Annotated in this window: 25 protein-coding genes, 2 tRNA genes and 1 pseudogene; 6 read left to right on the top strand and 22 right to left on the bottom strand. The window is 64.2% G+C overall.

Annotation, left to right across the window (positions count from 1 at the left end):
• Positions 1–20 precede the first annotated feature (20 nt).
• From pth to OEG79_RS16240, 8 genes are all read right to left on the bottom strand, one after another.
• Positions 21–611, bottom strand: coding sequence for an aminoacyl-tRNA hydrolase (gene pth / locus OEG79_RS16275; protein WP_264145996.1), 591 nt, complete (start codon positions 609–611; stop codon positions 21–23).
• A 63-nt stretch (positions 612–674) separates the two neighbouring features.
• Positions 675–1289 carry a 50S ribosomal protein L25/general stress protein Ctc gene (locus tag OEG79_RS16270; RefSeq protein ID WP_264145995.1) on the bottom strand — a complete coding sequence of 205 codons (615 nt, stop codon included), beginning with the start codon at positions 1287–1289 and terminating at the stop codon, positions 675–677.
• A 107-nt stretch (positions 1290–1396) separates the two neighbouring features.
• Positions 1397–2338, bottom strand: coding sequence for a ribose-phosphate pyrophosphokinase (locus OEG79_RS16265; protein ID WP_264145994.1), 942 nt, complete (start codon positions 2336–2338; stop codon positions 1397–1399).
• A gap of 46 nt (positions 2339–2384) precedes the next feature.
• Positions 2385–2459 (bottom strand) — tRNA-Gln (locus OEG79_RS16260).
• 55 nt (positions 2460–2514) lie between these two features.
• Positions 2515–2589, bottom strand: a tRNA-Gln gene (locus OEG79_RS16255).
• Positions 2590–2615: 26 nt separating this feature from the next.
• Positions 2616–3485, bottom strand: coding sequence for a 4-(cytidine 5'-diphospho)-2-C-methyl-D-erythritol kinase (gene ispE / locus OEG79_RS16250; RefSeq protein WP_264148738.1), 870 nt, complete (start codon positions 3483–3485; stop codon positions 2616–2618).
• Positions 3486–3839: 354 nt separating this feature from the next.
• On the bottom strand, positions 3840–4457 hold the full coding sequence (gene lolB / locus OEG79_RS16245) for a lipoprotein insertase outer membrane protein LolB (protein ID WP_264148737.1): 618 nt from the start codon (positions 4455–4457) through the stop codon (positions 3840–3842).
• Positions 4454–6181 carry a tetratricopeptide repeat protein gene (locus tag OEG79_RS16240; protein WP_264145993.1) on the bottom strand — a complete coding sequence of 576 codons (1728 nt, stop codon included), beginning with the start codon at positions 6179–6181 and terminating at the stop codon, positions 4454–4456. Before OEG79_RS16240 ends, lolB begins: the two co-directional genes overlap by 4 nt.
• Positions 6182–6389: 208 nt before the next feature.
• Between OEG79_RS16240 and hemA the strand changes: the two genes are divergently transcribed.
• The 6 genes from hemA (at position 6390) to OEG79_RS16210 (ending at position 11865) form a co-directional block, all read left to right on the top strand.
• Positions 6390–7670 carry a glutamyl-tRNA reductase gene (hemA, locus tag OEG79_RS16235; RefSeq protein ID WP_264145992.1) on the top strand — a complete coding sequence of 427 codons (1281 nt, stop codon included), beginning with the start codon at positions 6390–6392 and terminating at the stop codon, positions 7668–7670.
• Positions 7667–8749 (top strand): peptide chain release factor 1, encoded by a 1083-nt coding sequence (prfA, locus tag OEG79_RS16230; protein WP_264145991.1) that lies wholly within the window; start codon positions 7667–7669, stop codon positions 8747–8749. The genes hemA and prfA overlap by 4 nt, the downstream gene beginning before the upstream one ends.
• Before the next feature lie 138 nt (positions 8750–8887).
• Positions 8888–9721, top strand: a complete 834-nt coding sequence (gene prmC, locus OEG79_RS16225) for a peptide chain release factor N(5)-glutamine methyltransferase (protein ID WP_264145990.1) — start codon at positions 8888–8890, stop codon at positions 9719–9721.
• A 4-nt stretch (positions 9722–9725) separates the two neighbouring features.
• A complete protein-coding gene (locus OEG79_RS16220; protein WP_264148736.1) occupies positions 9726–10478 on the top strand; it encodes a molybdopterin-synthase adenylyltransferase MoeB in 753 nt (250 codons plus the stop codon).
• The gene (gene murI / locus OEG79_RS16215; RefSeq protein WP_264145989.1) at positions 10468–11256 is read left to right on the top strand and encodes a glutamate racemase; all 789 of its coding nucleotides are present in this window, start codon (positions 10468–10470) and stop codon (positions 11254–11256) included. The genes OEG79_RS16220 and murI overlap by 11 nt, the downstream gene beginning before the upstream one ends.
• 93 nt (positions 11257–11349) lie before the next feature.
• Entirely contained in the window at positions 11350–11865 is a 516-nt protein-coding gene (locus tag OEG79_RS16210; protein ID WP_264145988.1) for an acyloxyacyl hydrolase, read from the top strand.
• Positions 11866–11934: 69 nt separating this feature from the next.
• Here the strand turns inward: OEG79_RS16210 and OEG79_RS16205 are convergent, their stop codons facing one another.
• The 14 genes and pseudogenes from OEG79_RS16205 to OEG79_RS16140 form a co-directional block, all read right to left on the bottom strand.
• The gene (locus OEG79_RS16205; RefSeq protein WP_264145987.1) at positions 11935–12795 is read right to left on the bottom strand and encodes a LysR family transcriptional regulator; all 861 of its coding nucleotides are present in this window, start codon (positions 12793–12795) and stop codon (positions 11935–11937) included.
• Between the two features lie 74 nt (positions 12796–12869).
• Positions 12870–14003: an HPP family protein gene (locus tag OEG79_RS16200; RefSeq protein ID WP_264145986.1), complete on the bottom strand. Its 1134-nt coding sequence runs from the start codon at positions 14001–14003 to the stop codon at positions 12870–12872.
• 94 nt (positions 14004–14097) lie between these two features.
• Positions 14098–14325: a hypothetical protein gene (locus OEG79_RS16195; RefSeq protein ID WP_264145985.1), complete on the bottom strand. Its 228-nt coding sequence runs from the start codon at positions 14323–14325 to the stop codon at positions 14098–14100.
• Positions 14318–15766 carry a cytochrome-c oxidase, cbb3-type subunit I gene (gene ccoN, locus OEG79_RS16190; protein WP_264145984.1) on the bottom strand — a complete coding sequence of 483 codons (1449 nt, stop codon included), beginning with the start codon at positions 15764–15766 and terminating at the stop codon, positions 14318–14320. The genes OEG79_RS16195 and ccoN overlap by 8 nt, the downstream gene beginning before the upstream one ends.
• A 323-nt stretch (positions 15767–16089) precedes the next feature.
• Positions 16090–16404: a YkgJ family cysteine cluster protein gene (locus tag OEG79_RS16185; RefSeq protein WP_264145983.1), complete on the bottom strand. Its 315-nt coding sequence runs from the start codon at positions 16402–16404 to the stop codon at positions 16090–16092.
• 30 nt (positions 16405–16434) lie between these two features.
• Positions 16435–16959 (bottom strand): DUF2878 domain-containing protein, encoded by a 525-nt coding sequence (locus OEG79_RS16180; protein ID WP_264145982.1) that lies wholly within the window; start codon positions 16957–16959, stop codon positions 16435–16437.
• On the bottom strand, positions 16952–18226 hold the full coding sequence (locus OEG79_RS16175) for an SAM-dependent methyltransferase (RefSeq protein WP_264145981.1): 1275 nt from the start codon (positions 18224–18226) through the stop codon (positions 16952–16954). The genes OEG79_RS16180 and OEG79_RS16175 overlap by 8 nt, the downstream gene beginning before the upstream one ends.
• Positions 18213–19013: a DUF1365 domain-containing protein gene (locus OEG79_RS16170; RefSeq protein ID WP_264145980.1), complete on the bottom strand. Its 801-nt coding sequence runs from the start codon at positions 19011–19013 to the stop codon at positions 18213–18215. The genes OEG79_RS16175 and OEG79_RS16170 overlap by 14 nt, the downstream gene beginning before the upstream one ends.
• On the bottom strand, positions 19013–20260 hold the full coding sequence (locus OEG79_RS16165) for an NAD(P)/FAD-dependent oxidoreductase (protein WP_264145979.1): 1248 nt from the start codon (positions 20258–20260) through the stop codon (positions 19013–19015). Before OEG79_RS16165 ends, OEG79_RS16170 begins: the two co-directional genes overlap by 1 nt.
• A pseudogene (locus OEG79_RS16160) lies at positions 20257–21008 on the bottom strand (SDR family NAD(P)-dependent oxidoreductase). The gene OEG79_RS16165 and the pseudogene OEG79_RS16160 overlap by 4 nt, the downstream one beginning before the upstream one ends.
• On the bottom strand, positions 21005–21427 hold the full coding sequence (locus tag OEG79_RS16155; protein ID WP_264145978.1) for a nuclear transport factor 2 family protein: 423 nt from the start codon (positions 21425–21427) through the stop codon (positions 21005–21007). Before OEG79_RS16155 ends, OEG79_RS16160 begins: the two are co-directional and overlap by 4 nt.
• On the bottom strand, positions 21424–22860 hold the full coding sequence (phrB, locus tag OEG79_RS16150; RefSeq protein ID WP_264145977.1) for a deoxyribodipyrimidine photo-lyase: 1437 nt from the start codon (positions 22858–22860) through the stop codon (positions 21424–21426). Before phrB ends, OEG79_RS16155 begins: the two co-directional genes overlap by 4 nt.
• Positions 22848–23804, bottom strand: coding sequence for a MerR family transcriptional regulator (locus tag OEG79_RS16145; protein WP_264145976.1), 957 nt, complete (start codon positions 23802–23804; stop codon positions 22848–22850). Before OEG79_RS16145 ends, phrB begins: the two co-directional genes overlap by 13 nt.
• A gap of 4 nt (positions 23805–23808) precedes the next feature.
• Entirely contained in the window at positions 23809–24759 is a 951-nt protein-coding gene (locus OEG79_RS16140) for a YbgA family protein (protein ID WP_264145975.1), read from the bottom strand.
• Positions 24760–24884 lie beyond the last annotated feature (125 nt).

Here is a 24884-nt window from a genome sequence, read left to right as displayed (position 1 = left end):
GTCCCTCGGGGGAAAGGTGGTTACTTGGTGGCCTTCTGGCTATGCAGTTTGCGCATGGCCACGGTCCAGTCGCCGGCGAGTATTTCCGGCAGGACCTCCAGGGCGAAGTCGATGCTCTTGTCGAGCAGTTCCTGTTCGCTGCGTGGGGCGCGTCCGAGCACGTAGCCGGATACCAGGCTGGCATGCCCCGGGTGGCCGATGCCGAGCCGCAGGCGATGGAAGTTATTCTGGTTGCCGAGCTGGGCGATGATGTCGCGCAGGCCGTTGTGCCCGCCGTGACCGCCGCCCTGTTTGAGCTTGGCGACGCCGGGCGGCATGTCGAGTTCGTCGTGGGCCACCAGGATTTCTTCGGGTTTGATCTTGAAGAAATTGGCCAATGCCGCCACGGACTGGCCGCTGCGGTTCATGTAGGTGGTGGGGATGAGCAGACGAACTTCGCGCCCCTGGTGGTTGAACTTGCCCACCAGGCCGAAATACTTGCGATCAACGCTGAGGTTGACGCGCTGGCTGGCGGCCACGCGCTCAACGAAAAGGGCCCCCGCATTGTGCCGGGTCTGGTCGTATTCGGGGCCGGGGTTACCCAGGCCAACGATCAGTTGTACGGCAGTCATACAGGAGCCCTTTTGAGGAAATCGTCCGGCGTGATCGCCTGCCGGACGGGTTCCGCGCTGCGATTACTCGGCAGCGCCTTCGCCTTCTTCTTCAGCCTTCACGCGGGAGGCGTGAATGTTGGCGATGGCCAGGTCGTTACCGTGGGCCAGAGCCACCAGCTCAACGCCTTTCGGCAGCTTCAGGTTGGACATGTGGACAGTCTGGCCAACTTCTACGGCAGCCATGTCGACTTCGATGAATTCCGGCAGGTCTTTCGGCAGGCAGGAAACTTCGACTTCGTTGACGGTGTGGGAAATCTCGCCACCTTGCTGCTTCACACCAACGGAAGTGGCTTCGTTGATGAAGTGCAGGGGGACGTGAGCGCTCAGCTTCTGGCCGGCAACGACGCGTTGGAAGTCAGCGTGCAGGACGAAGCCTTTGGCCGGGTGGCGCTGCAGGGCCTTGATCACGACGCTTTCTTTGGTGCCGTCAACGTTCAGGTTCAGAACGTGGCTGAAGGCAGCTTCGTTTTCCAGCAGCTTGGCCAGGTCTTTGGCCAGCAGGCTGATGGATAGCGGGGCTTTCTCGCCACCGTAGATCACGGCAGGAACCATGGACACGTTACGACGCAGGCGGCGGCTCGCACCTTTCCCCAGGTCGGAACGCACTTCAGCGCTCAGGGTAAATTCAACAGTCATTTCACTTCTCCAAAATAACCAAACCGCCTTGTGGCTTGCGACCAGCCTCGGGCGGTAGGGCAAAAAGCCCCGCGCGAGGCGGGGCAGTGTGATCTGGCCTGTTCCGCTTAGCGGAACATGGCGCTGATCGATTCTTCGTTGCTGATACGGCGGACCGCTTCGGCAACGACCGGGGCGATGTCGAGCTGGCGAATGCGCGAGCAGGACTGCGCCGCAGCGGACAGCGGGATGGTGTTGGTCACCACCAGCTCGTCCAGCGAGGAATTTTCGATGTTCTCGATGGCGCGGCCGGACAGCACCGGGTGGGTGCAGTAGGCGTAGACCTTGGCGGCACCGCGCTCTTTCAGCGCTTTGGCGGCGTGGCACAGGGTACCGGCAGTGTCGACCATGTCGTCGACAAGGATGCAGGTACGGCCTTCGACGTCACCGATGATGTGCATCACTTCGGACTGGTTGGCCTTCTCGCGACGTTTGTCGATGATCGCCAGGTCGACGCCGAGGCTCTTGGCCACGGCGCGGGCGCGAACCACGCCACCGATGTCCGGAGAGACGATCATCAGGTTTTCGAAACGTTGATCCTCGATGTCATCGACCAGGACCGGGGAACCGTAGATGTTGTCCACCGGTATGTCGAAGAAGCCCTGGATCTGGTCAGCGTGCAGGTCGACGGTCAGCACGCGGTCGATACCGACCACGGTGAGCATGTCGGCAACCACTTTGGCGCTGATCGCCACGCGAGCGGAGCGCGGACGGCGGTCCTGGCGGGCGTAACCGAAGTAGGGGACAACCGCGGTGATGCGGGTAGCCGAGGAACGACGGAAGGCATCGGCCATCACGACCAGTTCCATCAGGTTGTCGTTGGTTGGTGCACAGGTCGGCTGAATCAGGAAGACGTCCTTGCCGCGGACATTTTCGTTGATTTCGATCATGACTTCGCCGTCGGAAAACTTACCGACCGAAGCATCGCCGAGGGGAATGTGCAGCTGACGTACGATCCGTCGCGCCAGGTCGGGGTTTGCGTTCCCCGTGAAGACCATCATCTTGGACACGCGCAGTACCTGCCGGCTGAGGGTATACCTGGATGGGTATGGAAAATGGCAGGGGCGGCTGGATTCGAACCAACGCATGCCAGGATCAAAACCTGGTGCCTTACCGCTTGGCGACGCCCCTATATTCTGTGTCGAATGCTTTTGATCCGGTTTCCGATGCCTCCCGGAGGAGGTTATGGCAGGGGCGGCTGGATTCGAACCAACGCATGCCAGGATCAAAACCTGGTGCCTTACCGCTTGGCGACGCCCCTGTATCGTATAACCGAATGCTGAGCATTCACTTCTTGGCCTGTGCCTGAAGCCGTCGGTGCAGCATCGAGATGTTGCGACCTTGAGCTACGAAGCTCGGCAGAGTGCCTGGAAGATGGCGGGCGACTTTATCAGCATCGTCCCGATTTGGGAAGCTCCCAAATACGCAAGCTCCAGTGCCGGTCAATCTAGCTGAAACAAATTTGTTCAACAAGATCAAAGCGTTACGAACTTCGGGGTAACGCTTCTCTACCACCGGCTGGCAGTCGTTTCGACCACCCCCCGCAAGAAGGCTGCGAACTTTAATGGGCGGCGTATCCCGTGTCAACTCGGGCGAGCCGAAAACTTCTGCTGTGCTTACAAAGACTTGCGGCACGGCGACGAGGAACCAGGGTTCATCCAGTTCCACCGGTGTCAGGCGCTCGCCAACACCCTCGGCGAAAGCGGCGCGGCCGCGCACGAATACCGGTACGTCGGCGCCCAGGCTCAGGCCCAGTTCGGCCAGGCGGTCTTCGCCAAGCCGGGTGTTCCACAGGTGATCGAGGCCGACCAGCGTGGTAGCTGCATCCGAGCTGCCACCGCCGATGCCGCCGCCCATGGGCAGGCGTTTGTCCAGCCAGATGTCGGCGCCCAGCGCGGTGCCCGAAGCCTGCTGTAGAAGCCTGGCGGCGCGCACGATCAGGTTGCTGTCATGCGGCACGCCTTCGATGGGCGTGTGCAGGTGGATCTCGCCATCCTGGCGCACGCTGAAACCGAGTTCGTCGCCATGGTCGAGAAACTGGAACAGGGTCTGCAGCTCGTGATAGCCATCGGCGCGGCGACCGAGGATGTGCAGCATCAGGTTGAGCTTGGCCGGGGCGGGCAGGATCAGTTCGGCTTGGGCGGGGATGGCGGTCATGGTCGTGGCAGGGGCGTCGTCGTGAGGCATGAGGCGATTGTATTCGGGAAATGCATCGGCAGTTGCGGTGAGTCAGAGGAGCATCGCGGCTGAAACGGAACGCCGACCAGCCGCTCCTGCAAACACCACGGCCTCCCCCGTAGGAGCGGCTTTAGCCGAAATGCCGGTTCGTAGTCCGGATGCAGTCCGGGGCTAGGTGGCGATGGTTCCCGGATTTCATCCGGGCTACGGCTAACCGCTCTTCCGTAAACGGGGGAGAGGGGAACTGACCGTGCATTCTCTACTGTATCGGCGGCTCGCGGCTGAAGCCGCTCCTGCAGGGTGGGTTTGGTGCTCGCGCGCAGTAAAACGAGGTTACTGCCCCAATTGCCGCGGCTGCCAGTCCTTGATCACCAGGGTCACTTCCAGGTCCTGGCCGTAGAGCTTCAGGCGCTCCGGCAGGGCATAGCCGTTCTGTTCGGTGTAGCGCAGGTACTCGACCTTCCAGCCGTCCTGTTGCAGCTGCGACAGGTGGCTTTCGCCATCGAGGGTGATACGACTGCGGCTGTCCGGGGCGGGCAGGCCGCGAATCCACCAGAGCAGGTTGGACACCGGCAGATCCAGGCGTAGCTGCTCGCGCAGCAGTGCCTCCGGGGATTCGGCGCGGAAGCGGCCGCGGTTGGATACTTCCAGCAGGATATCGCCCGGGCGGCCAGTCAGGCGCGCGGCGCCACCGCCCAGCGGGCCGGACAGGCGAATGTCGTAGTAGTCCTGGCGCTGCAGCCAGAACAGCGTGGCACTGCCGGAGTCGCGGGGGGCACGGATGCCGATCTTGCCATTGATCTGCCAACCGTCGAGCTGGCTGATCTGCTGTTTGTGGGCCTTCCACTGGTCGGGGTCGCCCTGACCTTCCAGCGCTTCGCGCGAGGTAAGGCCGGCGCAACCGGCGAGCAGGGCGATGAGGCTGAATACGAGCAGGTGACGAAGCATCAGAGGGTCTCGGAACCGGTCAGGCGCAACAGGGTGTCGCGCAGGATGGAGCTGTCGGGCGTCGCACTCAGGGCTTCGCGCCAGACGCTGCGGGCTTCACGCTGCTTGCCCTGAGCCCAGAGCACCTCACCGAGGTGGGCAGCGACTTCGTGGTCGGGGAATTTTTTCAGCGCCCGGCGCAGCAGACGTTCGGCCTCGTCGAGATTGCCCAGGCGATAGTTGACCCAGCCGAGGCTGTCGAGAATTGCCGGATCATCCGGGTTGAGCTGGTGCGCCTTGGCGATCAGCTCGCGCGCTTCTTCGTAGCGCGTGGTGCGGTCGGCCAGGGTGTAGCCGAGGGCATTGAGCGCCATGGCATGTTCCGGCTCGCGTTCGATGATGTAGCGCAGGTCGGTTTCCAGCTGGGGCAGATCATCGCGTTTTTCTGCCAGCATGGCGCGGGTGTAGAGCAGGTTCAGATCATTGGGGTACTGCTCCAGGCCCTCGCTGATGGTCTTCCAGGCCGGCTCGATCTGGCCGCTGTTGCTCAGCCCTTCGGCCTCGATCAGGTACAGCTGGATGGCGTAATCCGGCTGGGCATCGCGGGCCTGGGCCAGGCGCGCGCTGGCTTCTTCACCGCGTTGCTGGGTGATCAGCAGCTCGGTCTGGCGCTGCTGGGCCGGCAGGTAGTCGTTGCTCGGGCCGACCAGGGCATATTCCTGCAGGGCGCTGTCGCTATCGTTCAGCGCCTCGTAGGCACGACCGAGGTTGTAATGGGCAGCGTCGACATGGCTGCGGCGTTCGACCAGCTCTTCCAGGTAGACGATGGCCTCTTCCCAGGCCTCGGCTTCCAGGCACACCAGCGCCAGGGAGAAGCGCAGGTCGTCGTCGTTGGGGTTTTCATGCACCAGCTTGGAGAACTCGCCCTTGGCGTCGTCGAGGCGGTCCTGTTCCACCAGCTGGCGCGCATAGGTCAGGCGCAGGCGCTTGTCGTCGGGGTTCTTGCGAATGCCCTTCTGCAATAGCGGCAGGGCTTCGTCGCCACGGCCGAGGCTTTGCAGCAGGCGCGCGCGCAGCAGGATCGGCGACACCTCGTTGCTGCTCGCGGCGCTGTCTTCAAGCAGCTCCAGGGCTTCTGCGGCGCGCCCGTCCTGTTGCAGGAGGATGGCCTTGCCGAACAGCAGCTGGCTGTTGTCCGGATTCTTCGCCAACAGGCGGTCGAAGCCCTGTAGCAGTCCGGCGCGGGTGTCCGGGTCGGTTTCCGCGGCGGACAGGGCAAGGAAGTCGAAGTGAGTGTCGCCCTGGCGTTGCAGCACCTGCTCCATATAAGTCATGGATTCGTCGTAGCGACCTGCGCGGGCCAGCTGCACGGCAGCGGCGCGTTGTGCATCGATATTGCCGGGGGCGTTGCGGGCCCAGATCAGCGCGCTTTCCAACGCAGGCTGTTCGGCACCGAGGTATTCGGCTATGCGGAACGCGCGCTCGGCGACGCCAGCATCGCCGGTGACCTGCGCCTGCTGCACATAGTTGCCGAGGGCGATGTCGAAGCGGTTGCGTTGCCCGGCCAGCTCGGCGGTGAGCAGAGCGAACAGGGTTTCCTGGCTGAACGAGCCGTATTCGCTCGGTTCAGGCTGGGTGATCTGATCGGCTTCCTGCACCGGCGGCGTACCGTCGGGTTCGCTGGGGGCGAAGGTTTGGCAGCCGCTGAGGAAAGCGAATGCGGTGAGCAACGCGAGGGGTCTGTTCATAGTGCCTTGTCGTGCGTTATTCCGGGGCGGGGCCGTACTGGCCCGTGCCCTGCAACGTTCGCGGCATCATGACACAAGCCTTGGAGCAAGCCCACTGGCCAGGAGGATGCGGCGAACCGTCTATTGGGACAATAGGTCGCGGTAGTTGTTCTCTCGGGGGCGAAGTAGGACAATTGCCGGCTTCCGTATTGCCCCTCAGCGACCCTGCATGGCCTTTATCGCCCTCGGTATCAATCACAAGACCGCCTCGGTAGAGGTGCGCGAGCGCGTTGCCTTCACCCCGGAGCAACTGGTCGAGGCGCTGCAGCAGCTGTGCCGACTGACGCCCAGTCGTGAGGCAGCGATCCTCTCTACCTGCAACCGCAGCGAGCTGTACCTGGAGCAGGAGCAGTTGAGCAGCGACGAAGTGCTGCAGTGGCTGGCCGATTATCACCGCCTGAGCGTCGACCAGTTGCGTGCCTGTGCCTATGTGCACAGCGAGCAGGACGCCGTGCGCCACATGATGCGCGTGGCCTGCGGTCTGGATTCCATGGTGCTGGGCGAGCCGCAGATTCTCGGTCAGCTCAAGTCCGCCTACGCAGTGGCGCGTGAGGCCGGCACCGTCGGCCCGCTGCTCGGGCGCCTGTTCCAGGCCACGTTCAGCACCGCCAAAACCGTGCGCACCGATACCGCCATCGGCGAGAACCCGGTGTCCGTGGCCTTTGCCGCAGTCAGCCTGGCCAAGCAGATCTTCGCAAACCTGAACCGCAGCCAGGCGCTGCTTATCGGCGCCGGTGAGACCATCAGCCTGGTGGCGCGTCACCTGCATGACCAGGGCGTCAAGCGCATCGTCGTCGCCAACCGCACCCTGGAGCGTGCCAGCCAGCTGGCCGGGGAGTTCGGTGCGCACGCGGTGCTGCTCTCGGACATTCCGGACGAGCTGGTCAACAGCGACATCGTCATCAGCTCCACCGCCAGCCAGCTGCCGATCCTCGGCAAGGGCGCGGTGGAGCGTGCGCTGAAGAAGCGCCGGCACAAGCCGATCTTCATGGTCGATATCGCCGTACCACGCGATATCGAACCGCAGGTGGGCGAGCTGGACGATGTCTACCTCTATACCGTCGATGACCTGCACGAGGTCATCGAGGAAAACCTCAAGAGCCGCCAGGGCGCGGCGCAGGCTGCCGAAGAACTGGTCGCCGCCGGCACCGAAGACTTCATGCAGCGCCTGCGCGAGCTGGCCGCGGTGGACGTGCTCAAGGCCTACCGCCAGCAGGCCGAGCGCCTGCGCGACGAGGAGCTGGCCAAGGCCCAGCGCCTGCTGGTCAACGGTGGCAATCCCGAAGACGTGCTGGCGCAGCTGGCGCGCGGCCTGACCAACAAGCTGCTGCACGCGCCCAGCGTGCGGATGAAGAAACTTACCGCCGAAGGGCGCGTCGATGCGCTCAACCTGGCCCAGGAATTGTTCGCCCTCGACGAGAGCGCGCCGCAGGACAAAGGTCTGCAATGAAAGCTTCACTGTTGAACAAGCTGGACAACCTCAGCGACCGCTTCGAGGAACTGACGGCGCTGCTCGGCGACGCCGAGGTGATTGCCAAGCAGAGCCAGTTCCGCGCCTATTCCAGGGAGTACGCCGAGATCGAGCCGGTGATCGCCACCTTCCGCGAGCTGCGCAAGGTGCAGGGCGACCTAGAAGACGCCCAGGCGCTGCTCAAGGAAAGCGACCCGGATCTGCGCGAGATGGCCGAGGAAGAAGTGGCACAGGCCAAGGAAGCGCTGGCCAGCCTCGAAGACAAGTTGCAGCGCATGCTGCTGCCCAAGGACCCCAACGACGGTCGCAACGTCTACCTGGAAATCCGCGCCGGTACTGGCGGTGACGAGGCGGCGATATTCTCCGGCGACCTGTTCCGCATGTACTCGCGTTATGCCGAGAAGCAGGGCTGGCGTGTCGAGGTGCTGTCGGCCAACGAGGGCGAGCACGGCGGTTTCAAGGAAGTGATTGCCCGCGTCGAGGGCGACAATGTCTACGCCAAGCTCAAGTTCGAGTCCGGCGCCCATCGCGTGCAGCGTGTGCCGGAAACCGAATCCCAGGGCCGCATCCACACCTCCGCCTGCACCGTGGCGGTATTGCCGGAGCCGGACGAGCAGGCCGCCATCGAGATCAATCCGGCCGATCTGCGCGTCGATACCTTCCGCAGCTCTGGCGCCGGTGGTCAGCACGTCAACACCACCGACTCGGCGATCCGCATCACCCACATTCCCACCGGCACCGTGGTGGAATGCCAGGAAGAGCGCTCCCAGCACAAGAACCGCGCCAAGGCCATGGCCTGGCTGGCGGCCAAGCTGCAGGATCAGCAGGAGGCGGCTGCGCACAAGGAAATCTCCGAGACGCGCAAATTGCTGGTGGGCTCGGGGGATCGTTCCGAGCGCATCCGCACCTACAACTTTCCGCAAGGCCGGGTGACCGATCACCGCATCAACCTGACCCTGTATTCGCTGAGTGAAATCATGGCCGGTGGCGTGGAGGCAGTGATCGAACCGCTGCTGGCCGAATACCAGGCCGACCAGTTGGCGGCGCTGGGCGACTGAGTGCTGCGGTGCGCATGGCGCGCCGCTACCCTTGCGCTGACATTCCTCTCTCCGGCAAGTCGGAGAGGGCAAAATGCCGGAGCCCGGATGCAATCCGGGGACTGATTTCCCGGATGGCATCCGCGCTACGAGAACACCATGGCCACCATCGAAACCCTGCTCGACACTGCCGACCTTCCCGACTCGCCCACGCCACGGCTGGACGCCGAGCTGCTGCTGGCGGCCGCGCTGAACAAGCCGCGCAGCTACTTGCGGACCTGGCCCGAGCGTGAGCCGGATGCCGATCAGCTGGCGTTGTTTCAGGCGAGTCTGCAGCGCCGCCGCCAGGGCGAGCCGGTGGCCTATATCCTCGGCCATCAGGGCTTCTGGAGTCTGGATCTGGAAGTGGCGCCGCACACCCTGATTCCGCGCCCGGATACCGAGCTGCTGGTGGAAACTGCGCTCGACCTGCTGCCGGCGACGCCGCTGGAGGTACTGGACCTCGGCACCGGCACCGGCGCCATCGCCCTGGCCCTGGCCAGCGAACGTCCGGCCTGGCAGGTGACCGGTGTTGATCGTGTCGAGGAGGCAGTGGCCCTGGCCGAGCGCAACCGTCAGCGCTTGGCACTGGGAAATGCCGGCTTCCTGCTCAGTCACTGGTTTTCCGCGCTGGCCGGGCGGCGTTATGGCCTGATCCTGAGCAACCCGCCCTATATCCGCGCCGACGACCGACACCTTGCCCAGGGGGACGTGCGCTTCGAGCCGAGCAGCGCGCTGGTGTCGGGCAGCGACGGTCTGGACGATATTCGTGCGATCATCCAGGCCGCGCCGGAGCACCTGCTGCCGGGTGGCTGGCTGCTGCTGGAACATGGTTTCGACCAGGCCGGCGATGTGCGACGGTTGCTCGGCGACGCCGGCTTCGCCGAAGTGCATAGCCGGCGTGACCTGGCAGGCCTCGAACGCATCAGTTTGGGACGTTTCGACCGTGAGTGATCAGATGCTGAGCGATGACGAACTGCTGCGCTATAGCCGGCAGATTCTGCTGAAACAGATCGATGTGGAAGGGCAGCTGCGCCTCAGGCAGGGCCGCGTGCTGATCGTCGGCATGGGCGGGCTGGGCTCTCCGGTGGCGCTGTACCTGGCCGCCGCCGGCGTCGGTGAGTTGCACCTGGCCGACTTCGATACGGTGGACCTGACCAACCTGCAGCGGCAGATCGCTCACGACACCGCCAGCATCGGCCAGGCCAAGGTGGATTCGGCCATGGCGCGCCTGGCAGCGATCAACCCGCATATCAGGCTGGTGCCGCATCGTCAGGCACTGGACACCGATTCGCTGGTCGCCGTGGTGAGCAACGTCGATCTGGTGCTGGACTGCTCGGACAACTTCGCCACCCGCGAGGCGGTCAACGCCGCCTGCGTCGCGGCCGGCAAGCCGCTGGTGTCCGGTGCGGCGATCCGCCTGGAAGGGCAGTTGTCGGTATTCGATCCGCGCAACGCGGCCAGCCCCTGCTACCACTGCCTTTACGGCCATGGCAGCGAAGCCGAGCTGACCTGCAGCGAGGCCGGGGTGGTCGGTCCGCTGGTTGGCCTGGTCGGCAGCCTGCAGGCGCTGGAGGCGCTCAAGTTGCTGGCCGGTTTCGGTGAGCCACTGGTGGGCCGCCTGCTGCTGATCGACGCGCTGGGTACGCGTTTTCGCGAGTTGCGGGTCAAGCGTGACCCGGCCTGCGGTGTTTGCGGCGATGCCCAGTAACGCGCCGGTTGGCGTTTTCGATTCAGGCGTCGGCGGCCTGTCGGTACTGCGCGAGATTCGCCAGCTGCTGCCCCACGAGACGCTGCTTTACGTGGCCGACAGCGGCCATGTGCCCTACGGCGAGAAAAGCCCGGAGTACATTCGCGAGCGCTGCGTGGTGATCACCGAACATCTGCTGGCACAAGGTGCCAAGGCGTTGGTGCTGGCGTGCAATACCGCGACTGCCGCTGCGGCTGCAGAGTTGCGCGAACGTTATCCGAATCTGCCCATCGTCGGCATGGAGCCTGCGGTGAAGCCTGCCGCGGCAGCCACGCGCAGTGGCGTGGTCGGCGTGCTGGCGACCACCGGTACGCTGAAGAGCGCCCGATTCGCCGCGCTGCTTGATCGCTTCGCCAACGACGTGCGGGTAGTGACCCAGCCCTGTCCCGGGCTGGTGGAGTGCATCGAGGCGGGAGAACTACAGGCGCCGACCACGCGCGAACTGTTGCAGGGCTATGTGACGCCGCTGCTGGCCGAGGGTTGCGACACGCTGATTCTAGGCTGTACCCACTATCCCTTTCTGCGTCCGTTGCTGAGTGAGCTGGTACCGGCGTCGGTAACGCTGATCGATACCGGTGCGGCAGTGGCGCGGCAGTTGCAACGCCTGCTCTCGCGTAACGATCTGCTGGCGACGCTGCCGGCCGGGGAAACGCGTTACTGGAGCAGTGGGGAGCTGGCGCAACTTCGCCGGGTTTTGCCGATTTTACTAGGTGAAAAGGCCCAGGTTCTTTCGATATAGTGAATTTTTTTCCGATCAGGCTATCCCTGTTATCGGATGCTTCTATATTTTTGTCACAGCCTGATAAAAACCCTCGCTAAAAAGGAATGACTCATGAAGAAGTTGTATGCCTTTGCCGCAGCAACAGCCCTCACGTTCGGAACTCTGGGTGCTGCGCAGGCCGCGGATGTAACCGCGGCCATTGGTCAGAGTGGCGACTCCACAATGGTTTATCGTTTGGGCGCGCAGTGGGACTGGAACCATAGCTGGCTGGAAAGCAGCTACGGCCGTCTGACTGGCTATTGGGATCTGGGTTACACCTATTGGGATGGTGACGATACGGCGAGCAACCACAGCCTGTCCTTCGCCCCGGTATTCGTTTACGAGTTCGCCGGGCAGAACGTGCGCCCCTATATCGAAGCCGGTATCGGCGTCGCTGCGTTCTCCAGCACCGAGCTGGAAAGCAACGATCTGGGTTCTTCCTTCCAGTTCGAGGACCGTATCGGTGTCGGTCTGCGCTTCGCCGGCCAGGAAATCGGCCTGCGTGCGATCCACTATTCCAACGCCGGCCTGAAGAAGCCCAACGATGGTGTAGAGGCCTATACGGTGCATTACCGCATGAGCTTCTGAACAGCCCTCGACGAAGCAGCGACAAGAACCGCCCCTCCATACGAGGGGCGATTTCGTTTCAGGTACCGCTCAGATCATCGGGTCCCAGCGCTGCGACCAGTCGGTGTCTTCGGCGATGATCTGGCGCAGCAGGTCGAACGACTGCTGCAGCACTGCCGAATCACGCTCGCGGGAATACACCAGATAGGTCGGGTAGCTGAACTCGGGCGCACGGGGCACGCGCTTGAGCACCTTCTTGTCCAGGTAGCTCTGCACCACCCGCGTGCGGAAGTAGCCGGAGCCGCCATGTTCGAGGATGTACTGCAGGGCCAGCGGCCCGAGGTTGAAGGACACCGCTGCCTTGGCCTTGTCAGGTAGCGCGCTGTCGTGCTGCAGGCGAAACGCCTCGCCCCAGTCGATGTACACGTAGGGCTCCGGATTCTTCGCCCGCACCAGGATCAGCTTTTCCTCGAGCAACTGCTCCACCTGCATGCCCGGCCAGTAGTGCGGCTGATACACCAGGGCGGCGTCCAGTACGCCCAGTTCCAGCTGGCGCAGCAGCTCCTGGCCGGCGGCGATGTGGGTGTGCACTGCGTATTGGTCGATATGGGTGCGGATGCGGCTGACCCAGCGCAGCATCAGCGGGTTGCACAGGCTGACTTCGCCGCCGATGTGGATGACGTTGTGATAGCCCTCCGGCAGAGGCAGGTCGCGCTGCGCCGCCTCCCAGGTCTGCAGTATCTGGTTGGCGTAGGCGACGAAGGCTTCGCCGTCGGCCGTCAGCTTGGCCCCGGCACGGTTGCGTACGAACAGCGTGCAGTTGAGGTGGCCTTCGAGTTTCTGGACGCGAGCGGTGACGGCCGTCTGGGTAACGTGCAGGCGTTCGGCGGCAGCAATGAAACTGCCGCTGCGAACGATTTCCAGAAAGGTGCGGGTCAGATCGATGTCCATGGCGTGGCGGGCTCAGCAAGCGGGCAGACAGGCAGTGTAAGGGCTGCTATCGCCGGCGTCATGAGTTCACGCAATCACTCGAAGTGGGCCAGCAGCTCTCTTTGCAACGCCGCAATCACGTCCGTCTGGGTGATGACGCCCACCAGCTTCTCGTTCTCCAGTACCGGCAGGCAGTGCAGGCCACGGTCGGACAGCACGCCGATCAGCTCGACCACGTGCGTGTCGACGTCGGTGCAGCGTACCGGGCTGGTCATCAGATCGCCCAGGCGCGGACGGGGCCGCCGCCTGAACAGGCCGATGCGCTTTGGCAGGCGGCGATGCAGCGGGGCGATCAGGTCGCTGAGGCTGACGATGCCGACCAGTTTGCGGTTGTGATCGAGGATCGGCAGCGCCTTGAGATGGTGGTGACGCAGCAGGTGCAGGCCCTGCTTGATGCTGGTGCCCGGCGTGGCGCAGATCAGGTCGCGTGACATGACCTGGCCGGCGCGGATGTCGCCCATGCGCCGGCGCAGCGCGTAGCGTTCGGTGCTTTTCACGATCATGGCGAGGTCTTCGCGCGTCACGTCGACAAAGGCGCCGAGTTCATCGAGCGCCTGATCGAGGTCGGTGTCGCGAATGCCCACGCGCTCACCGGGCACCGGGTCGCGGGTGTGGTGAGTATCGGCCGGCGGTGTGGTCTGGCGCGGGTAGCGCATGCCGGTGAGGTTGTTGTAAATCAGCGCGCTGCCAAGCAGACCCAGCGCCGCGGTCACCACCGTCAGGGCCGGGTACCAGACCTCTATGCTCGGCGCTGACGGCGCGAACACCATGCAGAAGGCGATGGCGCCGCCCGGTGGATGCAGGCAACGCAGCGGACACATCAGCAAAAGACTCAGCGCTATCGCCAGAGCAGCGCCGGGCAGGCTGTGACCGATCAGCTGGCCGACCAATACGCCAACCAGCGTTGCACACAGATAGCTGCCAACAATCGACCAGGGCTGCGCCAGTGCGCCGGAAGAGACGGCGAACAGCAGTACCGCCGAGGCGGCCAGCGGGCCGGAGAAATGCACGGCCAACTGCGGGCCGAACAGCTGGCTGCACAGCCAGGTGGTGAAGACGAAACCCAGGCTGGCGCCGAGTGCCGCGCGCAGCCATTCCCGAGGGCGCGTGTGCGGGGCGTCGGGGAGAAAGGCGATGCACCATTGGTGCAGGCGTGATGATGTGTTCATGGTATCCGGTAAAAAAAGAGGGCTCCTCACTGCTGAAAAGCCCGTAGGGTGCCGCAAGCGGCACGTCGGGACGCCCGTCCCTGGGCGAGGAACGTCAGGCGAGCAGGTGCTGTTCGACCTTGTTGCCGCAGACTTCGACCGGTTGCGTGGTGATCTCACAGGGGCGGCCGGTGGCTTGCGTCATGCGCGCCGCAGCTTCGGGATCGTCGGCAAAGGGCAGCAGGCTCGCCTGGTCGAGCGTCGACGGAGTTCGACAGCTCAGCCAGCAAGCGAGCAGGCAAGCGAAGGTGGCGAGCACCGGCAGGAGCAGGGCTTCAGGCATGGGCGGCGACTCCGGCATCCGGAGTGGATGGCACGGCATCGATGCGTTCGCCGCTGCGTACCGTCAGCCAGGTGTTCCAAGCCATCAGCAGCATGCCGCTGGCGAAGATCGCCCCGCCCATCAGGCGCACGACATAACCGGGGTGGCTGGCTTCCAGCGCCTCGACGAAGGAGTAGGTCAGCGTGCCGTCCTCGTTGACTGCGCGCCACATCAGGCCCTGGGTGATGCCGTTGACCCACATCGAGGCGATGTACAGCACGGTACCGATGGTAGCCAGCCAGAAGTGCGCGTTGATCAGGCCTACGCTGTACATCTGCGTGCGGCCGTAGAGCTTGGGCAGCATGTGGTAGAGCGCGCCGATCGAGATCATTGCCACCCAGCCGAGGGCACCGGCGTGTACGTGGCCAATGGTCCAGTCGGTGTAGTGGGACAGGGCGTTGACCGTCTTGATGGCCATCATCGGACCTTCGAATGTGCTCATGCCGTAGAAGGCCAGGGAAACCACCAGAAAGCGCAGGATCGGGTCGTTGCGCAGCTTATGCCAGGCGCCGGAAAGGCTCATCATGCCGTTGATCATGCCGCCCCAGCTCGGTGCCAGGAGGATGACCGACATGGCCATGCCGAGGGTTTGTGCCCAATCCGGCAGCGCGGTGTAGTGCAGGTGGTGCGGGCCGGCCCAGATATACAGGGAGATGATCGCCCAGAAATGCACGATGGACAGGCGATACGAGTAGATCGGTCGTTCGGCCTGCTTGGGCACGAAGTAGTACATCATCCCCAGAAAGCCTACCGAGAGGATGAAGCCGACCACGCTATGGCCGTACCACCACTGGATCATCGCGTCGGTGGCGCCGGAGTACACCGAGTAGGACTTGAGCAGCGAGACCGGTTCGGCGATGTGGTTGATCACATGCACCATGCCCGTAACGATGATGAATGCGCCGTAGAACCAGTTGCCCACATAGATGTGGCGCACCTGGCGGCGAGCGATGGTGGCGAAGAACAGATAGGCGTAGATCACCCACAACAGGGTGACCCACAGCGCGATCGGCCACTCCATCTCGGCATACTCCTTGGAGGAGGTGATGCCCAGCGGATAGCTGACGATCATCGCCAGCACCGCTGCCTGCCAGCCCCAGAACAGGAAGTTGGCCAGGCTGTCGGAGATGATCCGCACCCGGCAGGTACGCTGCAGCACGTAGAAGGAGGTGGCGAACAGGGCGCCTCCGCCGAAGGCGAAGATCACCAGATTGGTGTGGACGGGACGGATACGTCCGAAGCTGAGCCATGGAATACCGAAGTTCAGTTCGGGCCAGACCAGTTGGGCCGCGATGAACACTCCCATGCCCATTCCGAGGATGCCCCAGAACAGTGTGGTGAGGGTAAAACGGCGTACGATCTCGTAGTTGTAGTAGTGGGGGGCAGTCGCAAGGGTAGCCATCATGAATCCGTCTTGCTGAGAATTTCAGGCGTGTCTCTCCTGTCGCTCGGAACGGGCTGTCGGCCGGTTCGCGAGAGCACGGGCAGGTTCGTGGGAGAGAGGGCGGAAAGTGTGCGGGATGGAAAAGAATTCGACTAATTAATAATAAATTCAGTTTTGCTCTGTTTTATTGATATCAAAGCCTGGGAGGCGACCCCCGGCGCAGCGCGTCGGGGCCTGCTGGCTGGAGTGGCCCGGTGTTGGGCTTAAGTGCTGCTTCACGCCTGATCGCCATGCATTTATAGAAGTGCACTTATTCAGCAACAAAATTCATGGATGAAATGCTACTGGCCGTAGGCAGTGGCGATGCCACGGCGTTCTTCCAGGCATTCGGGCGCGCCGAGTTCGAACTCGCGGCAGATCAGCGGGCGCTGTGCGTAGATGGTGCAACGCATGGTGTCGCGATCGAGGGCGATGCACCAGCCGTCGTCCAGACGGCGCATGACCTCGCCGCCCCACTCGTCGGTTTCGATGTAGCGTTGCGGCACACCGGTGTCGCCGAACAGCATCACTTCCAGCTGGCAGCAGCAGGCTGCGCAGGTGCTGCAACTGATCTCGGGGGTGGTCGGCAGTTGGGTGTGGGGGATGGTCTCGCTCATGGCGCGGCAGTGTACGCCACGCGGCGACGATCAGGGATTCCGGCTGCGCAGGCTCTGCTCGTATTGCTCGCGATACAGCTTGGCGAAGCCATGCAGCAGCGGCATCACCACGGCCCAGACCAGAGCCAGGATGGCCAGGGTCTGCCAGGTGCCGAGCGGCAGGGCGACGCCGGCGATCTTGGCGCCGCCGTAGTAGGAAAGCGGTGCGGCAAGCGCGCCCAGCAGGCTGCCGCGCCACCCGGGTTGCGCCGTCCAGGCCAGGCAATGGTTGAGCGTGCTGGCCAGTAACAGCCAGAGCAAGGCCAGCCACAGCGGAATCAGTTGGCGCTGTTCACCGAAGTCGAACACACCGAGGTTGAGCAGAAAGCTGTCCAGCGCGCTGCCGGCGAGAAACACGCTGAGCAGCAGCTTGCCTTCCGCCGCCCAGCTGCTGACCCACAGCAGGTGCACAGCGATGATCGCCGCCACGACCAGCAGCCAGGGGCCATCGCCCGCGAACACGCAGACGAGCCAGCCGAGCTGGAACAGGAGGGCATTGGCGATCAGCTTAGGCATCGAAGTTTCCTAACAGTGGCGCAGGGCGAGCGGCCGGTTTGGCCAGCAGCAGTTGCGCGGTGCCAATGGTGCGTTCGAGGAAGCCGCCTTCGCAATAGCAGAGGTAGAACTCCCACAGGCGATAGAAGTAATCGTCGTAGCCCAACTGCTCCAGACGCTGGCGGGCCTGGCGCAGGTTCTCGTGCCACAGGCGCAGGGTGCGCGCGTAGTGCAGGCCGAAATCTTCCATGTGATGCAGGTTGAGGTCGGTATGCCGGGTCACCACGTCGAGCATCTTCTGCAGCGAAGGCAGGGCACCACCGGGGAAGATGTAGCGCTGGATGAAGTCCACCGAGCTGCGGGCCTGCTCGTAGCGCTGGTCGCGGATGGTGATGGCCTGCAACAGCATCAGGCCGTCGGGCTTGAGCAGCCGCGCGCACTGTTCGAAGTAGGTGGGCAGGTAGCGGTGACCGACGGCTTCGATCATCTCGATGGAGACCAGCTTGTCGTACTGGCCGTCGAGGTCGCGATAGTCCTCCAGCAGCAGGGTCACGCGATCCGCCAGGCCCAAGTCACGGATGCGCTGCTCGGTGTAGGCGTGCTGCTCGCGTGACAGGGTGGTGGTGGTCACCCGGCAGCCGTAACGGGTCGCCGCGTAGAGCGCCATGCTGCCCCAGCCGGTGCCGATTTCCAGCAGGTGATCGGAAGGCTTCAGCGCCAGTTTCCGGCAGATGCGTTCGAGCTTGTTCAGTTGCGCCTGTTCCAGGCTGTCGTCCTCGCTGCGGAACATGGCCGCCGAATACATCATGGTCGGGTCGAGAAACTGCTCGAACAGGTCGTTACCCAGGTCGTAGTGCGCGGCGATGTTGCGTCGCGAGCCCTGCCGGGTGTTGCGGTTGAGCCAGTGCAGGCCCTGGACGAGTGGCCGTCCCAGACCTGCCAGGCCGCCTTCCATGGCGTCCAGTACCTCGAGGTTGGCGACGAAGATGCGGATCACTGCGGTCAGATCCGGCGTGCTCCAGTAACCGTGGATATAAGCTTCGCCCGCACCGATGGAGCCGTTGCCGGCCACCAGCCCCCAGATGGCAGGATCATTGACCCGGATCTCGGCACGCAGCTCGCTCAGCGGCGTGCCGAAATGCAGGGTGTCGCCGCCTTCCTGAATAAGCAGCAGGCCGTGGTGCAGCTTTTCCAGCTGGCGCAGTACGGCGCGTCGCAGCAGGCCGGCGCCGATACCCTTGCCAGTGCGTACCAGGCTGCAGGTGGATGTCAGGCTAGAGCTCTTCATGGGGCATGTCCTTCACGTATGGGCGGGCAGCGCGGAAGCTGCCCTGCGCGGGGCTGTGGTCGAAAATCGGCATGCGCCTGAGCAGCAGGTGCAGGGCCTGCCAGTAGATGGCGGCCAGGGTCTTGCCGGTCATCCAGGGAAAGTCGAGCAGGTAGCGGTGCAGGCTGGCGCGGGTCAGCGGCTGGCGCTGCAGGCTGAGGCTGGCGTCGAACAGCTTGTTCTCGCCCTGCCAGTCGGCCATGTGCACGCCGAGGCGTTCACCCACGGCGCTGAAGCTCATGCGGTATTCCAGCTCGCGCGGCAGGAAGGGCGAGACATGAAAGGCCTTGTCCACGCTGACTCGGTGACGCCCGTTGCCCGCTGCCGGCAGCACGTAGTGATAGCGTTCGCGCCACGGCGTATTGCTGACTTCGCAGAGAATCGCCGCTAGGCGTTCTTCAGTGTCGTGGCAGTAGAAGATGCTCACCGGATTGAAGGACAGGCCCCAGCTGCGCGGCTGAGTCAGCACGCAGATGCGACCTTGCGGGCGCGTGCCCAGTGCCTCTTCCACGCGGTTGCGCACCGCCTCGTGCAGTGCCACGCCCTGGCGGGTGGCCTCGGGCAGATAGTCGGTTTCGCGAAAGGCGAATGGCGTGAAGCGACCGCAGCCGGCCAGCTTCGACAGGGCGAACAGCTGCGCCTGCTCGCTGAGATCGAGGTATAGCAGGCCCATGCGGTAGCGAAAGGCATGGGCGCGGGGGGCGAAGCGGCGATGTTGCACCCAGCCGCTGTACAAAGCGCTCTGCATCACAGTGTCTCCCCGAAGGCACGGGCCACACGCAGGGCGCTGACTACGCCGTCCTCATGGAAACCGTTGGCCCAGTAGGCGCCGCAGTAGTAGCTGTGCCGGGCGCCGAGCAATTCTGCCCAGCGTGCCTGGGCTGCAGTGCCGGCCAGGCTGTACTGCGGGTGGGCGTACTGGAAGCGCGCGAGGATCTGCTCCGGGTCGATGGCAGCGGTCTGGTTGAGGCTGACGCAGAAGGTGGTATCGCTTTCGATGCCCTGCAGGATGTTCATGTTGTAGGTGACGGCTGCAGGCTGATCGGTCGGCCCGCCCAGGCGATAGTTCCAGCTCGCCCAGGCCAGTTTGCGCCCGGGCAGCAGGCGCGTGTCGGTGTGCAGCACCACGTCGTTGCTGGCATAGGGCAGGTCGCCGAGAATCTCCCGTTCCTGCGTGCTGGGCTGATCGAGCAGCGCCAGGGCCTGGTCGCTGTGGCAGGCGAAGATCACCTTGTCGAAGCGCTCGACACCGGCCGCGCTGTGCAGGGTGACGCCGTTCTGATCACGGACGACGCGGCTGACCGGGCAATTGAGGCGAATGCGCTCGGCGAAGCTCTCGGTCAGCGGCGCCACATAGCTGCGTGAACCGCCTTCGATCACCTGCCAGGTGGGCCGGTCGCTGACCGAGAGCAGGCCGTGGTTCTTGCAGAAGCGCACGAAGAACTGCAGTGGAAACCCGAGCATGTCGGCCAGCGACATCGACCAGATGGCCGACCCCATCGGCACGATGTAGTGCTCGACGAAGCGGCGGCCGAAGCCGTTGCGCTCGAGGTACTGGCCGAGCGTGGTGTCGGCGCTGATGCGGTTGTTGGCCAGGTCATCCAGTGACTGGCGGTTGAAGCGCAGGATGTCGCGCAGCATGCCCCAGAAGGCCGGCGACAGCAGATTGCTGCGCTGGGCGAACAGGGTATTGAGGTCGTGGCCGTTGTACTCCACGCCGGTGGCCGGGTCGCTCACCGAGAAACTCATCTCGGTGGGTTTGTAGCGCACCCCGACCTGCTCCAGCAGGAGAATGAAATTCGGGTAGGTCCAGTCATTGAAGACGATGAAGCCGGTATCGATGGCGTACTTTCGCCCCATCACCTGCACGTCGACGGTGTGGGTGTGGCCGCCGATCCAGTCGCCGGTCTCGTACACCTGGATGTCGTGCTTGCGGTTGAGCAGGTAGGCGCAGGTCAGGCCGGCGATGCCGCTGCCGACGATGGCGATTTTCATGCGTTGTCCTCGTTACGCGCCAGACGGCGACCTATGGCCAGTTGCAGGCTGCCGGGCAGGCTGCCGAGCAGTTTCAGTACGGCGATGAAGGGCGTGGGAAAGGCGATTTCGTGCGGGCGCTTGTCCAGGCGTGCGGCGATATGCCGGGCGGCGCGCTCCACAGGCCAGCGCATGGGCATGGGGAAGTCGTTCTTCTGCGTCAGCGGCGTATCGACGAAACCCGGGCTGACCAGGGTGACGTCGATGCCTTCGACCGCCAGGTCGATGCGCAGCGTCTGCATCAGGTAACGCAGGGCGGCCTTGGAGGCGCCATAGGCCTCGGCACGTGGCAGCGGCAGGAAGGTGACCGAGCTGCCGACACCAGATGTGGGCGCTCGCCCTGGCGCAGCAGGGGCAGCGCAGCTTCGATGCAGTAGCTGGCGGAAAACAGATTGGCGCGGACCACGCGCTCGATCATCGCCGCCTCGAACCGGCACAGGTCGACGTACTCACAGGTGCCGGCGTTGAGGATTGCGCAATCCAGCGCCCCCCAGCGTTGTTCGATGCGCTCGCCTATGGCGCGCACCTGGTCGGGGTCGGTCAGGTCGCCCGGTGCCACCAGCACCTGCTCGCCATAGCGCGCGGCAAAGGTTTGCAGCGGGCCGCTGCTGCGCGCGCTGAGCGCCAGCCGATGGCCGGCACGCAGCAGTTCTTCTGCCAGGGCGGCGCCGATACCGCTGCTGGCGCCGGTCAGCCAGATGCGCTTCATGCCAGCCTCCGTTTCAGCCAGGCGATCACGCCGCCGAGCAGCGGCAGGTGTTCGTAGAGCAGGGCGCCGGCGTCGAAATAGTCGCGGTGCCGGTAGACGCGCTCGCGCCACAGCAGGTGCGAGCAGCCTTCGATGGCGATTTCCTCGCCGCCACGCAGGCGTGGGTGGCGATAACGCATGGTCCAGCGCAGATAGCCTTCGCCCTCTGCAACCTGGTCGAAACCTTGAAATTCGAAACGCAGCGCCTCGACATTGGCGTACAGCTCGGCGAAGTAGCGGTGCATCTCGCTCAGCCCGCGTACCTCGTGCAGCGGGTCACGAAACAGCACATCGTCGCTGTACAGCTCGCCCAGGCGATCGAGGTTGTCCCTGTTCAGCGCGGCGAAGCGCTCGGCGAAGTCACGCAGGAAGTCGTTCATGCCGGAAGCTCCTGGGTCGAGAGGTTCCTGAACGCCGCCAGGGCGCGCTCGCGTGAGCGCGACAGGTCGACGATCGGGCGCGGATAGGGGCCCGGCGCGAACAGGCCGCCGAGCGCGGAGGGATCATGAATGTCGCGTTTGTTCAGCCCCGCCAGCTCCGGCACCCACTGGCGAATGAAGTGGCCATCGGGGTCGAACTTCTGCGACTGGCTGATCGGGTTGAAAATGCGGAAGTAGGGGGCGGCATCGGTGCCGGTGGAAGCACTCCACTGCCAGCCGCCGTTGTTCGCGGCCAGGTCACCATCGATCAGATGGCGCATGAAGAAGCGCTCGCCCTCGCGCCAGTCGATCAGCAGGTTCTTGGTCAGGAACATGGCGACGATCATGCGCAGGCGGTTGTGCATCCAGCCGGTTGCCAGCAACTGGCGCATGGCCGCGTCGATGATCGGCAAACCGGTGCGGCCCTGCTGCCAGGCGGCCAGTTCGTCCGGCGCGTTGCGCCAGGGCACTGCCTCGGTTTCCGCGCGGAAGGCGCGATGCCGCGAGACCCGCGGATAACCGACCAGAATGTGCTTGTAGAACTCGCGCCAGAGCAGCTCGTTGATCCAGGTGACGACGCCCGGGTTGCCACTGTCGAATTCGCCGTGGTTGGCGGAAAGCGCGGCATGCAGGCACTGCCGCGGCGAGAGAACCCCGGCGGCCAGGTAGGCGGAAAGCTGGCTGGTACCCGGTTTGGCGGGAAAGTCCCGTTCGCTCTCGTAGTAGGCCACCTGCTCGTCGGCAAAGCGCTCCAGACGCTGCCGCGCCGCCTGCTCGCCTGCCGGCCACAGCTGGCGCAGGCTGTCGCTGGGCGTGGCGAAACCCTTGACGCTATCGGGGACGGAGTCGCTCTTCATGCTCAGCGGCATCTGCGCCCTAGGCGGCGCGACCTGGTTCGGCAGCGCGCTGTGCAGGCGCTCGTGACAGACCTTGCGGAACTGGCTGTAGACCTGAAAGTAGCCACCGGCGCGGGTCAGCACGCTGCCCGGTTTGAACAGGATCTGGTCGAGATGGCTGTGCCAGTTGATGTCCTGCTGGCAGAGGTAGGCGCCGACCTGCCGGTCGCGCAGGCTCTCGTTGATGCCGTATTCCTCGTTGGCATGCACGGAGAAGATGTTGTGCTCCCGGCAGATGTCGGCGATCTGCAGTGGGGCGTCGCTCCAGTCGTGACACTGGCGCACCAGCAGCGGCACATTGAGCGTGGCCAGGGCCTTGCCCAGTTCGCGCAGGTTGCGCAGCCAGAAGTCCACCTTGCAGGCGGCATCGTCATGACGCAGCCACTGGCCGGGCGTGAGCAGATACAGGGCGATGGTCGGGCCGCTGCGCATGGCCTGGCTCAGGGCGGTGTTGTCCTGGATGCGCAGATCACTGCGAAACCACATCAGTTGCCGCATGGGGTTACCTCTTGAACACCGAGCAGGCCGTGACGCAGCAGCCAGGCGTGCGCGGTGAGTGGATCGTTGGCGGACTCCAGGCTGGCAAGGGAGTCGCGGTGAATACGTGCAGCGGGGCCGGCGATCAGCAGCGGCACCGGGCATTGTTCGGCCAGGCGGGGCAACTGGCGGCGCACCAGGGTGCCGTCCAGTGCGTCCTCGGCGTAGAGCAGCACGGCACGCGGCTCGATGTGCTGCAAGGTCGTGAGCAGTTCATTGGGCGGCAACGGCCAGTCGAAGACTTCCACCGGGCAATCGCTGGCGCTGGCCAGCCAGGCGCATAGCCACAGGCCCGGTTCCATCGGCGCATTCCCCAGATTGATCAGCAGCAGCGGCGCGCCACCGAGCTGGCGATTGCAGTGGTAGATGCGCGTGGCCAGCTTGCTGCGCAGCCAGGAGAGGAAGAACACCTGCTCGGCGCGGGCACCGAACTGGCCCTGCCAGCGTTGGCGCAGGTCGCCGAGCAGTGGCCAGAACAGTTGCTCGGCCAGGGTGCTGACCGGGTAGAGAGCCAGCACCGCGTTGAAACGGTCATCCAGACGGCGTTCGTTGAGCTGGACGATGCAGCCGAGCATCTCGTTGCGCTGACACACCCAGTTATCGCTGCTGGTAGCCTGGGGCTCCTGGCCATGATCGAGCAGCGTCCTGACCTGGCCGACGGCGACGCCGCGAGCGAGCCAGGCAAGGATGGCGTTGATTCGCTCGAGGTTGGCCGGGGAATAGAGGCGGTGCCCCTTGGGTGTGCGGTACGGCACGATCAGGCCGTAGCGGCGCTCCCAGGCTCTCAGGGTCACGGGGTTGATGCCGGTACTGCGCGCCACCTCGCGGATCGGCAGGTAGCCCTCGTCGAGCGCCTGACGGTAGTCGTGGCTGGCGTCTTCGCCGGCGGTGATTTCGCAGGTCATGGCGTCACACTGCGTTGCGCAGGGCAAGCGGTTCGGGGTGCGGTTGCAGGTAGGCCTGCCCGGCGATGTAGTTGTCCGGGTGACGGCGGAAGTGGTGCTTGAGCAGCGTCAGCGGTACCACCAGCGGCACGATGCCTGCGCGGTACTGGCCGATCAGCTGCAGCATCTCCTGCTTCTCGTCAGTGCTCAGGGCGCGCTTGAGGTAGCCGCTCAGATGCTGCAGCACATTGCTGTGGGTACCGCGCGTGGCGCATTTCTTCAGGGCGTTCATCAGCTCGCTGAAGTAACGCGGTGCCAGTTCACCGAGGTCGTGCTGCTTCAGTTCGCCGAGCAGGCGCCCGAGCGACTTGTAGCGCACCGGATCGGTGGCCATCAGCAGGTACTTGTAGCGCGAGTGGAAGGCGATCAGCGCACGACGGGTCAGTCCCTGTTGCAGCAGGCGTTGCCATTCGGCGTGGACATAGACACGGGTGATGAAGTTCTCGCGCAGCACCGGGTCGTTGAGGCGGCCGTCTTCCTCAACCGGCAGATCCGGATGCCGCGCGCAGAAGGCAGCGGCGAAGATGCCGCGACCTGGCTCGCTCGGGTGACCGCCCTCCTGATAGACCTTGACCCGCTCCAGCCCGCAGGAGGGCGATTGCTGCATGAAGATGTAACCGCTGATGCCCTGCAGTTCTCTGGCCATGCGCTCGCCGTAGGCTGCCAGCGCATCGGTCACGTCGCGCGAGCGGTCGACGGTGCCCACCGCACGCGGAGCCTGTGGATCGCCGATCAGGCGAATCGGCTCGCGCGGAATCGGCATGCCGATGCCGATTTCCGGGCAGACCGGGACGAAGTCGAGGTGTTCGCTCAGGCTGCGGCTGCACAGGCGTGACAGCTTGTGGCCGCCGTTGTAGCGCACTTCGGCGCCCAACAGGCAGGCGCTGATACCCAGCTTGGCTTTCTTTGCTTGCATGACCTGATCTCGAAAATCCTGTACATATACTTGGTTATGTACAACTTGCGTCTATCATAGATATGAGATTGTACAAGTCAAATTATTTTGTACAGCTTTTGTATTGTTTTTTTTCTAGGGCGGGT

The sequence above is a fragment of the Pseudomonas sp. Z8(2022) genome (genome assembly GCF_025837155.1).
Taxonomy (GTDB): Bacteria; Pseudomonadota; Gammaproteobacteria; order Pseudomonadales; family Pseudomonadaceae; genus Aquipseudomonas.
Note: the sequence above shows the minus strand (reverse complement) of the source record. Positions and strands in the feature narration are given on the sequence as shown.

Bases quoted from the DNA above. Each gene is read 5' to 3' on its own strand.
- OEG79_RS16180 (WP_264145982.1), bottom strand. From the start codon at position 16,959: ATGCCTAAGCTGATCGCCAATGCCCTCCTGTTCCAGCTCGGCTGGCTC.
- pth (WP_264145996.1), bottom strand. From the start codon at position 611: ATGACTGCCGTACAACTGATCGTTGGCCTGGGTAACCCCGGCCCCGAA.
- ccoN (WP_264145984.1), bottom strand. From the start codon at position 15,766: ATGGCTACCCTTGCGACTGCCCCCCACTACTACAACTACGAGATCGTA.
- OEG79_RS16205 (WP_264145987.1), bottom strand. From the start codon at position 12,795: ATGGACATCGATCTGACCCGCACCTTTCTGGAAATCGTTCGCAGCGGC.
- hemA (WP_264145992.1), top strand. From the start codon at position 6,390: ATGGCCTTTATCGCCCTCGGTATCAATCACAAGACCGCCTCGGTAGAG.
- OEG79_RS16195 (WP_264145985.1), bottom strand. From the start codon at position 14,325: ATGCCTGAAGCCCTGCTCCTGCCGGTGCTCGCCACCTTCGCTTGCCTG.
- OEG79_RS16185 (WP_264145983.1), bottom strand. From the start codon at position 16,404: ATGAGCGAGACCATCCCCCACACCCAACTGCCGACCACCCCCGAGATC.
- OEG79_RS16170 (WP_264145980.1), bottom strand. From the start codon at position 19,013: ATGCAGAGCGCTTTGTACAGCGGCTGGGTGCAACATCGCCGCTTCGCC.
- OEG79_RS16175 (WP_264145981.1), bottom strand. From the start codon at position 18,226: ATGAAGAGCTCTAGCCTGACATCCACCTGCAGCCTGGTACGCACTGGC.
- OEG79_RS16240 (WP_264145993.1), bottom strand. From the start codon at position 6,181: ATGAACAGACCCCTCGCGTTGCTCACCGCATTCGCTTTCCTCAGCGGC.
- prmC (WP_264145990.1), top strand. From the start codon at position 8,888: ATGGCCACCATCGAAACCCTGCTCGACACTGCCGACCTTCCCGACTCG.
- prfA (WP_264145991.1), top strand. From the start codon at position 7,667: ATGAAAGCTTCACTGTTGAACAAGCTGGACAACCTCAGCGACCGCTTC.
- OEG79_RS16165 (WP_264145979.1), bottom strand. From the start codon at position 20,260: ATGAAAATCGCCATCGTCGGCAGCGGCATCGCCGGCCTGACCTGCGCC.
- OEG79_RS16200 (WP_264145986.1), bottom strand. From the start codon at position 14,003: ATGAACACATCATCACGCCTGCACCAATGGTGCATCGCCTTTCTCCCC.
- murI (WP_264145989.1), top strand. From the start codon at position 10,468: ATGCCCAGTAACGCGCCGGTTGGCGTTTTCGATTCAGGCGTCGGCGGC.
- OEG79_RS16145 (WP_264145976.1), bottom strand. From the start codon at position 23,804: ATGACCTGCGAAATCACCGCCGGCGAAGACGCCAGCCACGACTACCGT.
- OEG79_RS16155 (WP_264145978.1), bottom strand. From the start codon at position 21,427: ATGAACGACTTCCTGCGTGACTTCGCCGAGCGCTTCGCCGCGCTGAAC.
- OEG79_RS16270 (WP_264145995.1), bottom strand. From the start codon at position 1,289: ATGACTGTTGAATTTACCCTGAGCGCTGAAGTGCGTTCCGACCTGGGG.
- phrB (WP_264145977.1), bottom strand. From the start codon at position 22,860: ATGCGGCAACTGATGTGGTTTCGCAGTGATCTGCGCATCCAGGACAAC.
- OEG79_RS16210 (WP_264145988.1), top strand. From the start codon at position 11,350: ATGAAGAAGTTGTATGCCTTTGCCGCAGCAACAGCCCTCACGTTCGGA.
- OEG79_RS16220 (WP_264148736.1), top strand. From the start codon at position 9,726: ATGCTGAGCGATGACGAACTGCTGCGCTATAGCCGGCAGATTCTGCTG.
- ispE (WP_264148738.1), bottom strand. From the start codon at position 3,485: ATGACCGCCATCCCCGCCCAAGCCGAACTGATCCTGCCCGCCCCGGCC.
- OEG79_RS16140 (WP_264145975.1), bottom strand. From the start codon at position 24,759: ATGCAAGCAAAGAAAGCCAAGCTGGGTATCAGCGCCTGCCTGTTGGGC.